This window comes from Marixanthomonas ophiurae, assembly GCF_003413745.1.
Taxonomy (GTDB): domain Bacteria; phylum Bacteroidota; class Bacteroidia; order Flavobacteriales; family Flavobacteriaceae; genus Marixanthomonas; species Marixanthomonas ophiurae.
The window spans coordinates 122077-135967 of sequence record NZ_QVID01000002.1 but is presented as its reverse complement, the minus strand read 5'-3'; the positions used below and the strand labels follow the sequence as shown (position 1 = coordinate 135967).

13 protein-coding genes are annotated in these 13891 nt (G+C 36.0%); all 13 read left to right on the top strand.

Annotation, left to right across the window (positions count from 1 at the left end):
- Positions 1-48: 48 nt before the first annotated feature.
- The 13 genes from DZ858_RS10890 to DZ858_RS10830 all read left to right on the top strand — a co-directional run bounded on the left by DZ858_RS10890 (position 49) and on the right by DZ858_RS10830 (position 13861).
- Positions 49-1152: a glycosyltransferase family 4 protein gene (locus DZ858_RS10890; RefSeq protein WP_158548365.1), complete on the top strand. Its 1104-nt coding sequence runs from the start codon at positions 49-51 to the stop codon at positions 1150-1152.
- A 1-nt stretch (position 1153) separates the two neighbouring features.
- Positions 1154-2326: a glycosyltransferase family 4 protein gene (locus DZ858_RS10885; RefSeq protein ID WP_117159696.1), complete on the top strand. Its 1173-nt coding sequence runs from the start codon at positions 1154-1156 to the stop codon at positions 2324-2326.
- Positions 2327-2333: 7 nt separating this feature from the next.
- Positions 2334-3395, top strand: coding sequence for a glycosyltransferase family 4 protein (locus tag DZ858_RS10880; protein ID WP_117159695.1), 1062 nt, complete (start codon positions 2334-2336; stop codon positions 3393-3395).
- Positions 3396-3416: 21 nt separating this feature from the next.
- The gene (locus DZ858_RS10875; protein ID WP_117159694.1) at positions 3417-3977 is read left to right on the top strand and encodes an L-threonylcarbamoyladenylate synthase; all 561 of its coding nucleotides are present in this window, start codon (positions 3417-3419) and stop codon (positions 3975-3977) included.
- A 6-nt stretch (positions 3978-3983) separates the two neighbouring features.
- On the top strand, positions 3984-5048 hold the full coding sequence (locus tag DZ858_RS10870) for a copper resistance protein NlpE N-terminal domain-containing protein (protein WP_117159693.1): 1065 nt from the start codon (positions 3984-3986) through the stop codon (positions 5046-5048).
- A gap of 33 nt (positions 5049-5081) precedes the next feature.
- Positions 5082-6500 (top strand): CCA tRNA nucleotidyltransferase, encoded by a 1419-nt coding sequence (locus DZ858_RS10865; protein WP_117159692.1) that lies wholly within the window; start codon positions 5082-5084, stop codon positions 6498-6500.
- Positions 6500-7534 carry a COX15/CtaA family protein gene (locus DZ858_RS10860; RefSeq protein ID WP_117159691.1) on the top strand — a complete coding sequence of 345 codons (1035 nt, stop codon included), beginning with the start codon at positions 6500-6502 and terminating at the stop codon, positions 7532-7534. The genes DZ858_RS10865 and DZ858_RS10860 overlap by 1 nt, the downstream gene beginning before the upstream one ends.
- A 94-nt stretch (positions 7535-7628) precedes the next feature.
- A complete protein-coding gene (locus DZ858_RS10855; protein WP_117159690.1) occupies positions 7629-8150 on the top strand; it encodes an IS1096 element passenger TnpR family protein in 522 nt (173 codons plus the stop codon).
- 83 nt (positions 8151-8233) lie between these two features.
- Positions 8234-9292 carry a nucleoid-associated protein gene (locus tag DZ858_RS10850; RefSeq protein WP_117159689.1) on the top strand — a complete coding sequence of 353 codons (1059 nt, stop codon included), beginning with the start codon at positions 8234-8236 and terminating at the stop codon, positions 9290-9292.
- Between the two features lie 125 nt (positions 9293-9417).
- Positions 9418-10317, top strand: coding sequence for an ABC transporter ATP-binding protein (locus tag DZ858_RS10845; RefSeq protein WP_117159688.1), 900 nt, complete (start codon positions 9418-9420; stop codon positions 10315-10317).
- Positions 10318-10325: 8 nt separating this feature from the next.
- Positions 10326-11162 (top strand): ABC transporter permease, encoded by an 837-nt coding sequence (locus DZ858_RS10840; protein WP_117159687.1) that lies wholly within the window; start codon positions 10326-10328, stop codon positions 11160-11162.
- Between the two features lie 109 nt (positions 11163-11271).
- Complete coding sequence (gene uvrB / locus DZ858_RS10835; protein ID WP_117159686.1) at positions 11272-13272, top strand: excinuclease ABC subunit UvrB; 2001 nt, start codon at positions 11272-11274, stop codon at positions 13270-13272.
- Positions 13273-13561: 289 nt separating this feature from the next.
- Complete coding sequence (locus DZ858_RS10830) at positions 13562-13861, top strand: GIY-YIG nuclease family protein (RefSeq protein ID WP_117159685.1); 300 nt, start codon at positions 13562-13564, stop codon at positions 13859-13861.
- Positions 13862-13891 lie beyond the last annotated feature (30 nt).

Below are 13891 nucleotides of genomic sequence, written 5' to 3'. Positions count from 1 at the left end.
AATTATTATGGTTATTTTGCAGAAAACAAAACCTCAATAAACAAATTCATGAGATTAATCCAAGTAACCGCTTCGCAAGTTTGGCGCGGCCACGAACAAAAAATTATATACCTCTATGAAGCATTTAGAGACTTGGGTTACGTGGAAGATCAATGGATTGTTTGTCCCAAAGATTCTGAAGTGTACGAAATCGCATCGCAAAAAAAAATGCAAGTGATTGGGCTGGATTTTAACGGAGAATACGATTTGAAATTTGCTAAATCGCTGAAAAATATTTCCGAAGAAAAAAATGCTGATGTAGTTTTTATACACAACAGCCAATCGCATACCTTGGCCGTTCTGGCTTCTTTGTTTTACGGAATGAAAATCCCTATGGCACTTTGCCGAACACTTATAAAACGAGTGGACACCAATTTTTTTAGAAAATGGAAATACAATTACAAAGGCATTAAAAAAATAATCTGTGTGTCTCAACCCGTTGTTGATGTACTAAAATTTGCAGTAAAAGACCACAGCAGACTGAGTGTGGTAGGAAGTGTAACCGATATAAAAAAATTTCCCAAACAAGAAAAAACGGGTTTGTTGCACAAAGAGTTCAACATCCCAAAGGATTATAAAATAATTGGAAATATAGCCGAATTCACAGGATTTAAGGACCATTATACGTGGGTCGACACCGTGGAAATTTTAGTAAAAGAGAAAAAGATAAAAGCGAAGTTTATCTTAGTCGGTAAAGGAAAACTGGAAGGCGAAATAAGACAATATGTTGAAGAAAAAGGATTGACAGATCATATTATTTTTGCAGGTTTTAGAAAAGATGTTCCGCAAATTTTACCTGAATTCGATCTATTTTTATTCACCTCTAATAATGAGCCTACAGGAGGCGTTTTATTAGAATCATATGCCTGTAAAGTACCCATTGTAGCTGCAAATGCCGGCGGAATACCTGAAGTAATTGTAGAAAACGAAACCGGTTTGTTAGCTGAAGTGGGAAATCCAAAAAGTTTTGCCGACAAAACAATACAACTTTTAGAAGATAAACCACTACAAGAAAAGTTTAAAACCAACGGATACCAATATCTTTTAGATAATTTCACCAAAGATGTTATTGCCAAAAAAATGTTTGATGAATTAGCAGAAATTATTGAGTAACATGAAGGTCCTTTTTTTTACAAATGAATATTCCCATCCAAATTTGCCTGCCAGTGGGGGTGTTGGTTCTTTTCTAAAAATTTTGGCACATGAACTTTCCAAAAAAGGGCATACAGTGTATGTGTATGGATTTTCAAAAAAAAAATACTCTTTAAAGGATGGTGATATTAGCATTGAGTTTTTCAAAAAATATTCAAAAAGCTTTCCAATTTCTGAAGCTATTCGTTCTGTAAGCTCTAAAATAAACATTGAATCTGGCGAGTTACATTTTCTAGAAAAAGAACGGAAATACCTAGTTCATAAACTGAAAAAGTATGCACTTTCCCATAACATCGATATCATTGAATCTTTTGCTTTTAATGGCTTCACCGCATTTTGGGACAACACAATACCTTTAGTCGTCAGGTTTCACGGTTCTAGAGGGTTTTGGCACCATTATTTAAACCAGGAGCAAGACAGGTTTAAAATTTTAATGGAACAAAAAGCTTTGGAAACAACTCCTTATACTATTGCGGTGTCCAAATTTTCAGCTGAGGCGGTTAAATCTATCTATAATATTGACATGGATACCATAATCCATAACGGTATTGACCACAATCTGTTTTCCCCCAATCCTGAAGTAGAGGAGATTCCTCAATCTATTTTTTATTTTGGCACGCTTTCAAATGCCAAAGGAGTTGATATACTTTGTGAAATATTCAATAGCTTAGTTGAAACCTTTCCAAAAGCTACCTTACATGTTATTGGGCAAGGTGAAAGCTATTGGCAAAATACTTGTAAATCTATTTTAACTGACAAAGCAATACAGGCAAGTACTTATTACGGTGCTAAAAACAATACAGAACTTCCTGAGATTATTCAGCAAGCTTCTTTGTGTATTTTTCCTTCTAAAAATGAAAGTTTTGGGTTGGTTTTTGCAGAAGCCATGGCACTGCAAAAAGCAATAATTGTTTCTAACATTAACGCCGCAAAAGAAATAATAGACCATAAAAAAAACGGCTATCTGGCCAATACTATACAAGACTATATTAAATTTGCGTCTACCTTATTAGAGAGTTCTGAGCTTAGATTAGAAATAGGTAAAGAAGCTCGAAAAAAAGTTGTAGAAAACTTTACTAAAGAAACCATGACCCATGAAACAGTTTCTTATTACAAAAAGATTTTAAACAATTAATTTAAACATGGCTTCACAAAAAAGCGTTTTTATCGATTTTCATTATCTTAAAAATCTCAACAAAGGGTTTGGGCAGTTTTCACTGCACTTAGGTAAAAAAATGGCAGAACAGCCTCACGAAGATCTAAACTTGACCTACTACGCCCCTTTTAGGTTTAAGAATCGGTTTGGTAAGCAAATAAAACACAAAACATCTTTTGATTTTCATCGGTATTTTTCTTTTAAAAAGGAGTACGATGTTTGGCACAGTGTTACGCATTTAAGTAAGGTTGAGCCTCATAGCAGTAACTCATCAAAAATGCTTTTTACCATTCATGATGCCTTATTTACTCTTTTTGACCGTCCACATCATCAAATAAAAGATCGAGTAGATAGCTTACAAGCTAAAATAAATAAAGCTAGTGGGTTGGTCTATATTTCTGAATTCACAAAAAGTAACATCCAAGAAAAGTTTAATATCCCCAACCACATAAAAGAGTATGTAATTTACAACGGTAATCCCTGCGAGGGAATTTCAGCTATAAAAAGCAAAAAACATAATTTTCCATATTTATTATCTATTGGTGAATTTAGGGGCTATAAAAATCAAGAAAGTCTAATCCCAATGCTCCGTTTTTTAGATAGCGAGATTAAATTGATTTTCGTAGGTCGCTGTTCCAAAAACCAAAAAGAAAAAATAACAGCACTTGCCAAAGAACACCAAGTAAACGATCGTATTATTATAAAAGGGACTGTTTCAGAAAAAGAAAAGATTACCTTGTACAGTAATGCGACAGCCCTAGTGCATCCGTCACTTGCTGAAGGGTTTGGGCTTCCAGTAGTAGAAGCCATGACCTTTGGGATTCCGGTTATTATCTCAAACAAAACATCGCTTCCAGAAGTTGGTGGAAATGCAGCAAGTTATTGGAATCAATACAATGCTGAATATATGGCTAAGGTTGTAAAAGAAACACTGAAAGATTTTAAATCGAATCCAGAAAAAAAGAGTCTAGAATTAAAAAAACAAGCAGCAACATTCAGTTGGAAAAAAGCTGCAAAACAATATATTGATGTCTATAGAAACCTATAACACAAAACCAAAACTTAATTTATGCGCGAAGAAATAAACAAAACCATAGCTGTATTAAAACGTGGTGGACTCATTCTCTACCCTACCGATACTGTTTGGGGCATTGGCTGCGATGCCACCAATCCTGAGGCTATTGAAAAGGTTTTTAAACTGAAACAACGCGATGAAAGCAAATCCTTAATCTGTTTGGTTCATGATTTTAAAATGCTGAATGAGTTTGTGGAAGATGTACCCGAGGTAGCCTACGATATCTTACGATATGCAGCAAAACCAACCACAATTATCTACGACGACCCTATTAGAGTGGCTGAAAACCTGATAGCCGAAGACAACTCCTTAGCCATACGCGTAGTACAAGACGATTTCTGCAAACAATTAATTAGAAAATTCAGAAAACCAATTGTCTCTACTTCAGCAAATATTAGCGGTGTTAAAACCCCGTTAAAATTCAAAGCCATTGCTCCCGAAATTTTGGAAGGCGTTGACTATGTGGTAAATTTGCCTTTATCTAAACAAACGTCACAACCGTCGGCTATCATTAAGCTAAAGAATGATGGTACCGTAAAAGTGATTCGAAATTAAGCAGTAATGAAACACGTATTTTACATCTTAACGTTATTTCTATTTGTAATTGCCTGCAACCAATCTAAAACGGAAACTCCACAAGGGACCTATTACGGTACCTTACCGTGTGCAGATTGCCCAGGAATTAACTATATGATTACTTTTGAAAACGACTCTACATATTCTGAAATACAGTTTTATCAAGAAAGAAGTGTAGATGCTTTAAAACATACCGGAAATTTTAATACTTCAGAAGACGGTACTATTACCTTGACAGATAAAGAAGACAGTAAAGGAATGAAGCAATTTAAACTGGAAAATGACACACTGCAGCTATTAGATGTTTCAGGAAAACCAATTACTGGTAATTTATCAGATAGGTATTTGCTCACCAACAATAAGCCCGAAAACTTCAGCATGGAAGCTAAAAAAGAAAATAAAGCCATAGGGTTTAAAGCCACCGGTAACGAACCGTTTTGGAATCTTGAAATCGATTTTGCCAATAAAACAATGAAGTTTAAGACTTTGGAAGGCGACTCCATTGTCACCCCGTTGCCCAAGCTTGTAAAACCTCAAGACATAGACGCGGTTTCATACCGTGCACAAACCGAAAGTGGAGCCCTTCACGTGATGATTATTAGAGACGAATGTACCGATAGCATGTCTGGTAAAAAATCTGGATACAAAGTCCGAGCAAGTGTACAGTTAGGCGATGCTGATATGAAGGATTATAACGGTTGTGGAGAGTACAAAGGCGACTACCGCCTTCACGATCTTTGGGTGCTAGAAAGCTTGAACGGAGAACAAATGGATAGCAAAACTAAAGCTCCCAACCTTGAATTTAATTTAGTAGAAAATAAACTATATGGTTTTGGTGGTTGTAACCGAATCAATAGTGATATTAAAACAACAAATAATTCTATAAAGATTGGTAGCGTCATTGCCACTAAAATGGCCTGTCCAAACCTTAGTACAGAAAAAAGGTTCCTTGATGCCATTTCAGAAAAAGAATTAAACTTTTCTTTTTCTGAAGGAAAGCTTACCTTAAAAAACAGTGACAATACATTGGTTTTTAAAAAAGTAGATTAAACACAGGTTCTATTTAAAACACTAGTTAAAACCATGCCAACATATCCTAATGCATTACAGCATCCCATATTCAAGACCGTCTCGCAAGCGGCAGCCAATATAGGCACCGATAGTTATGTTATCGGCGGATTTGTACGCGATTATATTTTAGATCGTGGCGAAGCAAAAGATATAGATATAGTTGCTGTTGGCAGCGGTATTGAATTGGCTAAAGAAGTTTCTAAGCTGCTTCCTGGAAAACCAAAAGTCTCTGTTTTTAAAACGTATGGTACAGCCATGCTTAAAACCGGTGGAATTGAATTAGAGTTTGTTGGTGCTCGTAAAGAATCCTATTCTGAAGAAAGTCGCAATCCCGCAGTGGAAGACGGAACATTACAAGACGACCAAAATCGACGTGATTTTACTATCAATGCTTTAGCTTTAAGTTTAAATGATAAAAACTTTGGAGAGTTATTAGACCCTTTTAATGGGATTTCAGATCTTGAGAAAAAAATTATTAAAACTCCATTAGAACCAGACATTACGTATAGTGACGATCCGCTGCGTATGTTACGGGCCATTCGATTCGCGACGCAACTCGATTTTTTTATTGAAGAAGAATCGTTGCAGTCCATTACCAAAAATGCAAAGCGGATAAAGATTATTTCTAAAGAACGGATTATTGACGAGATTAATAAAATCTTATTAGCAGATAAACCCTCCAAAGGCTTTGCTTTGCTTCATAAAACAGGTTTACTTCCTTTTGTTTTTCCAGAATTAGTAGCTTTAGAAGGAATTGACGAAAAAGAAGGGCAACGCCACAAAGACAATTTTTGGCACACGCTGGAGGTAGTCGATAATATTGCCGCAACAACCGATAATCTTTGGTTGCGTTGGGCCGCTTTATTGCACGACATTGGCAAAGCACCCACAAAAAAGTTTGATAAAAAAATTGGCTGGACGTTCCATGCGCACGAATTTGTAGGCTCAAAAATGGTCTATAAGCTTTTCAAGCGTATGAAAATGCCACTTAATGATAAGATGAAATTTGTTCAGAAAATGGTTTTTATGAGCTCCCGCCCTATCGTATTGGCTACCGATGTAACCGATAGTGCCGTTAGACGCTTAATATTTGATGCTGGGGATTACGTAGAGGACTTAATGACACTTTGTGAAGCCGACATCACCACGAAAAATCCTAAGAAGTTTAAAAAATACCATAATAATTTTCAGAAGGTTCGCAATAAAATTCAAGAGGTAGAAGAACGAGATCACGTTAGAAATTTTCAACCACCCGTATCTGGTGAAGAAATTATGAATACCTTTGGGTTAAAGCCTTCTCGAGAAATAGGCATTATTAAAGATGCAATAAAAGAAGCTATTTTGGAAGGCGACATACCAAACGAATATGAAGCTGCAAAAAAGTTTATGTTGAAAAAAGGCGAAGAATTAAAATTAACACCCGTTAAATAATGTATAGAAAGTGGGTAAAAATAGCATTGATTGCTGTTTATCTAGTAATTATTGCAGGAGCTATGGTACGAATGACAGGCTCTGGAATGGGCTGTCCAGATTGGCCTAAATGCTTTGGATACTACGTCCCTCCTACTGATATTATCGAATTAGAATGGCAACCACAACGCAGCTTTAAAAAAGGGCAGGTAATCATAAAAGATGAAACTTTACAAGTCGCTGCAAAAGATTTTACAACAGGCGAAGCTTTTTCAGAAGATAACTGGAATCTCTACACCAAACACGATTACGCTACTTTCAACGTTTGGCATACTTGGATTGAATATATAAATCGGCTTTTTGGAGCTTTATCTGGTATAGCAGTTTTTATTATGGCTTTGTTTTCATTCAGCCAATGGAAACACAGTAAACGTATAACCCTGCTTTCATGGGTAAGTGTCTTTTTGCTAGGCTTTCAGGCATGGTTAGGCGCCACAGTAGTTTACTCCGTTCTATCACCAATACGTATTACTATTCATATGGTTATGGCCTTAGTAATTTTGGCTGTTTTACTGTATTTATTGTACTATTCAAGACCTAAATTACGTACATTTTCAATCTCAAGAGGATATATTAACCTTTTAATATTTGCTCTTTTACTTACTATAGTCCAAGTTGTAACCGGCACACAAGTTCGTCAATTTGTAGATGAACAAATAGATATTGTGGGGTATCAAGCAAAATCACTTTGGCTCGATAATCCTGATTTGTATTTCTATATTCACCGCTCTTTTTCTATTTTAATATTCTTAGTCAATCTAGCGTTGTGGTTTTTTAATAAAAAACACAGTTACGGACTAAGAAAAATAAATATGGTGTTCTTTTTAGTGATTCTAGAAGCTGCAACCGGCATTGCCATGTATTATTTCGATTTCCCATTTTTAACCCAACCACTTCATTTAGTAATTGCCTCTTTACTGTTTGGGTACCAATTCTATGTTGTTTTACAAGCTTGGAAACGGCACCGGCCCGATTTTATTACTCGGCAGATTTAGAAAAAATTAACCCAAATAGTACTAATATTTAACAGGTGTTTCTTCTTCTGAAAAGTGGAATTGTTTGTACCTTTGCGCCCTAAATTTTTCAGTTATGGTGTACCGCTTTAGAGTTATTCTAGACACGCATGAAGATGTTTTTAGAGACATTGAAATAGAAGCTTCAGACAGCTTAGAAGATCTTCATAATGTAATCTTGCAATCCTTCGGTTTTGAGGGACAAGAAATGGCCTCTTTCTATGTGAGTAATGAGAAATGGGAACAAGGTGAAGAAATCGCGTTATTCGATATGGGTGACAAGCCTGGAGCCGTTCGGGTAATGAGCGAAAACCGCTTGGAAGATACCGTTTGGCGTGAACAAACACGATTGCTATATATTTACGATTATTTAAATATGTGGACGTTTATGGTAGAGTTGGCCGATATTATAGAACCTGAAGATGGAGTAAGCTACCCAAACTTAATGTACGTAGAAGGACAAATACCTGCTGTAGCTCCAGAACGCGAATTCATCATTGAAGATATGGACGATGCGTTTTCTGATGATGAGGACGACGAAATGGGCTTAGACCCTGAAGATTATGACAATCTTGATTTTGACGAAAACTGGAATTAAAATAGCCAAAGTTCTCAGCTTTTTACAGTAGCTTTAAACTTTACAGTTTTCAGTTAATTTTACCTTTAACCTTTACATTTCAAATGATAAATTTATACGCTGCACATATTGCATCCCTTTCCATTCACAGAGTAGGAAATAAAAGCCGTAACGAAGGTATTTTTCTTTCTTCGGCTCCTTATAAAATGGATGACGAAATTAGGCCTTTGTTAAAAGAATTTTTTCTGAAACCATTCCGTGATAAGGAAGAAAATTATTTTCAGTTCCGTCACGAAACCGATTTAGAGTTTCACAATTTATATAATACTATTTCTGAAATTTTTGATGATCCAGAAAGCATTCACGAACACAGTAAAAAAATTACCAAACACCTTTTTGATCAATCCATGCATCCTCATATTAAAAACGGGGAAGTGTATGTAGCGTATATGGAAAACCTACAGATTGATAATGAAAAAGTAGATGGCATTGGTATTTTTAAATCGGAATTAAAACAGGATTTCCTTCAATTTGCTGAAAAGGGCGAACAATTAGACGCTATCCTTCAGCAAGGTGTAAATCTTAAAAAATTGGATAAAGGCGCGCTTATTTTCAATGTAAAGAAAGAAGAAGGCTACAAAGTACTTTCCATAGACAGCAATCGCTACGATGCTCGTTATTGGGTGGAAAGCTTTTTAGGGGTTGATGCGTTTGAAGATGATAATTTCTTCACTAAAAAATATTTAAAATTCTGTCAGGATTTTGCTAAAGATGTGGTGCTTCCGGCGGAAGATAAACAACAAGAGGTTATGTTTATGAACCGTGCGGTAAACCATTTTGCCAAAAACGATAACTTTGAAGAAAGCTCTTTTGTAAACGAAGTTATCGACAACCCAGATTTGGTGCCAGAATTCAATCATTACAAAACTGAAAAAGCGCCTAAATATAAAATCGAAGACTTGACCACCTTCCCTATTGCCAATACTGCAGTGAGTGCTGCCCGTAAAAAGATTAAAAATGTAATTAACCTGGATACTAATATTCAGATAAAAATGGATTTCATCAATCCAGATAGTGCGGAGCGTTTTGTGGAAAAAGGATGGGATGAGGAAAAACAGATGTACTATTATTTGGTATATTTTAATAAAGAAGAAAAGTCTTAAAACCACTGGTTCTCAACAAATACAAAGCAGTATTCTTTATTCGAATGCTGCTTTTCTTTTTTCTAATTGTAACAAATCTTCCGTACTTTCGTCGTATAGATAGCTAACCCAGAAAATACAATTCTTTGGAACCCATACTCACGATTGACAATCTCACCAAGAAATTTGGCCCTATTACCGCCGTAAAAAACCTCTCTTTCACTATTGAAAAAGGAAATGTCTACGGAATACTAGGTCCAAACGGAAGCGGGAAATCCACCACATTAGGCATTGTCCTAAATGTCGTAAATAAAACTGGCGGTAATTACCATTGGTTTGATGGTAGTGATTCTACTCACAACGCCTTAAAAAAAGTAGGAGCCATTATCGAGCATCCCAACTTTTACCCCTATATGACGGCGGTTCAAAACCTTGCCTTGGTTTGTAAAATCAAAGATGTTCCGACCTCAAAAATTGAAGAGAAACTTGAAATTGTAGGACTTCTAGACCGAAAAGATAGCAAGTTTAGAACCTTTTCATTAGGTATGAAACAACGTTTAGCTATTGCTTCGGCATTGCTAAACGATCCTGAAATATTAATTCTCGATGAACCTACAAACGGTCTCGATCCACAAGGAATTCATCAAATACGAGAAATTATTAAGAAAATTGCTTCGGAAGGAACAACAATTCTTTTGGCTTCTCACTTATTAGATGAAGTTGAAAAAGTTTGCTCACACGTTGTAATTCTTCGGAAAGGAGAAAGTTTATACACGGGTACAGTTGATGAAATGAATGCCAGTCATGGATTCTTTATCCTTCAAGCAAGCGATATGAGCGTTTTGGAAAATGAGTTGAAAAATCACGCTGGGTTTGGAAAAATAAAAAAAGAAGGCGACACACTTGTTGCTTATTTAGAAGAACCGATGGACTCCTCAACATTAAATAAAGACCTTCAGCAAAAAGGAATCATTCTATCGCACTTAGTGAAACGAAAAGAAAGCTTAGAAGAGCAATTTCTTGAATTGACTAAAAACCTAAACTAACCAACCGTATGTTACGACTGCTCAATATAGAACTTCAAAAATTAAGATATAACCGTTCGGCGAAAGTAATTTCGATTATTTATTTCGTATTAATTACGTTTATAGCATTAATCGCTTCGATAGAATTTAGCTTAGGGAGTGTAAATTTCAGAGTTGCAGATCAAGGGATTTTCAACTTCCCTTTTATTTGGCATTTCAACACGTATGTAGCCGCCATTTTAAAAATATTTTTAGCCATTGTTATCGTTTCGATGATGAGCAATGAGTATAGTTACCGAACATTAAAACAAAACTTAATTGACGGTTTGAGTAAAAAGGAATTCGTTCTTTCAAAATTTTTAACCGTTATTGGTTTTGCGTTAATTTCGACATTGTTTGTTTTTATCGTTTCCTTGATTTTGGGACTCAGTTTTTCAGATTATACCGAAATCGGCATCATTTTCAGTGATATGGAATACTTACTGGCTTATTTTATCAAGCTGGTCGGTTTCTTTGCCCTTTGTCTCTTTTTGGGAGTTTTGGTAAAGCGGTCTGCTTTTGCCATCGGTGGGTTGGTGGTTTTGTGGATTATTGAAAAACTAATTTATGGCCTTTTAAAATGGCAGTTTTTTAAAGGAACCGATATTGCTGAAAACATTTCACAGTTTTTCCCTTTGGAAGCCATGAGTAACTTGATTAAAGAACCGATGACGCGTTTAGGAGCGGTACAGTCAGCTGCCACTCAATTAGGAGAGAACTTTACTAAAAACTATGATGTCACCTTTTTAAACGTTGCCATCGTATTAGTTTGGACATTCCTATTTGTATATTGGAGCTATGCTTTATTGAAAAAACGTGATTTATAATTTTCTGAAATATAGAATCGAGAACTGAAATACTTTTAGCCGTTTACAGTTCTTTCACAAGTTACTACTTACATTTTCGTTATTTTTGTAGGGCATTGAAAAAGAACCTATGAAGTTTAAAGTAGTATCAGATTTTACGCCTACTGGTGACCAACCGGAAGCGATAAAATCATTGGTGAACGGCCTTAATTCCGACGAAAGATATCAAACCCTACTCGGAGTTACAGGGAGTGGAAAAACCTTTACGGTAGCCAACGTTGTTGAAGAGGTACAGAAACCAACATTGGTATTGGCGCATAATAAAACGTTAGCCGCACAATTGTATGCTGAGTTTAAAAACTTCTTTCCGAATAATGCCGTAGAATATTTTGTTTCCTATTACGATTATTATCAACCGGAAGCGTTTATTCCCAGTAGTGGAACGTATATTGAAAAAGACCTTTCCATAAATGAAGAAATCGAAAAACTTCGATTAAGCACTACTTCCTCCCTACTCTCAGGACGGCGGGATGTGATTGTGGTTGCTTCGGTTTCTTGTTTGTATGGTATTGGTAACCCAGTGGAATTTCAGAAAAACGTAATCAGTTTAGAGCAAGGTCAGACGCTTTCGCGTACTAAACTCCTACATCGCTTGGTACAAAGTTTATACGCACGTACCGAAGCGGAGTTTCATAATGGAAATTTCAGAATTAAAGGTGATACCGTTGATGTGTATCCAGGATATGCTGATGATGCATTCAGAATTCACTTTTTTGGGGATGAAATTGAAGAAATTGAAGCTTTTGACCCGAAAACCAATGAAGTTATAGAAAAGTACGAACGCTTGAACATCTATCCAGCCAATATGTTCGTGACCTCTCCAGATGTATTGCAAGGAGCCATTCGTGAGATTCAAGATGACTTAGTAAAACAGATTGATTATTTTAAAGAAATTGGTAAGCACTTAGAAGCTAAGCGCCTAGAGGAACGTACTAATTTTGACCTTGAAATGATTCGCGAATTGGGTTATTGCAGCGGAATTGAAAACTATTCTCGATACTTGGATAGGCGTTTACCCGGTACTCGTCCTTTCTGCTTATTAGATTATTTCCCTGATGATTATTTAATGATTGTTGATGAAAGTCACGTTTCTATCCCACAAGTTGGAGCAATGTATGGCGGTGACCGTAGCCGAAAAGAGAATTTAGTTGAATATGGTTTCCGCTTACCGGCCGCTATGGACAACCGTCCTTTAAAAGCTGAAGAGTTTGAAGCGCTTCAAAACCAAGTGATTTACGTAAGTGCCACACCAGCCGATTATGAATTGGAAAAAACGGGGGGTGTGTATGTTGAACAAGTTATTAGACCAACTGGATTATTGGATCCACCTATTGAGGTTCGACCTAGTTTAAATCAGATTGATGATTTACTGGAAGAAATGCAATTGCGCATTGAAAAAGACGAACGTGTTTTGGTCACTACACTTACCAAGCGAATGGCAGAAGAGTTAACAAAATATCTAACACGTGTTCAAATACGATGTCGCTACATTCATAGTGATGTAGACACATTAGAACGTGTGGAGATTATGCAGGATTTACGTTTAGGATTATTTGATGTGTTAGTAGGTGTTAACTTATTAAGGGAAGGATTGGATTTACCAGAAGTATCTTTAGTAGCGATTCTGGATGCTGACAAAGAAGGTTTTTTACGAAGCAAGCGTTCATTAACCCAAACAGTAGGCCGTGCCGCAAGACATATTAATGGAAAAGCTATTTTGTATGCCGATAAAATCACCAAAAGTATGCAAGGCACGATTGATGAAACTGAATACCGCCGGGAAAAACAGATAGCATACAACAAAGAACACAACATTACCCCAACGGCTATTAAAAAATCGTTTGAAAACACCTTGGCAAAATCTAAACAAGAAGCCTATACTTTTGAAACAGCTGATAGTTTAGCTGCCGCAGAACCGGAAGACGAGTATTTGACCAAGCCTCAAATAGAAAAGAAAATACGTGACACACGTAAAGCGATGGAAAAGTCTGCAAAAGAGCTTGACTTTATGATGGCTGCCAAATTACGAGATAAAATTAAGGTGTTGCAAAAGTCCTTAGAGGAGGTTTAGTCATTCCAAAGGAGGTACGACGAGGAATAACATATGAGTAAAAAGCAATAAGTTTAATAGAAAAGTAAATTCATTAAGCATTACGTGACAATCAGGTTGTGATTTCTCCTATCGTCGAAATGACTTCGGTAGTCATTCCGAAGGAGGAACGACGAGGAATCACATATAAGTAAAAAGCAATAAGTTTAATGAAAAAGCAAATTCATTAAGCATTACTGTGACAATCAGGTTGTGATTTCTCTCCCGAAGGTTCGGAATCGAAATAACTGAAAATCATTATATTTAAAAAATGCTATACAGTTATTTTGTATATATAGTAACCAACACTTATAGGACAACCCTTTACATTGGAGTAACTAATAATATCCAGCGAAGAATATCTCAACATTATTTTGACAGTCAAAACGGTGGGAAGTCGTTTACAGGAAAATACAACTGCCACTATTTAGTATATTATGAAGGCTTTGAATCCCCAAAAGATGCAATTGCAAGAGAAAAAGAACTGAAAAAATGGCGACGGGAGAAGAAAAATAAATTGATCACAAGTTTTAATCCTAAATGGGAAAGTTTGAACAATCAAGTGATATGACAATCTTTAAAAGAATAAAATTTAAAATCA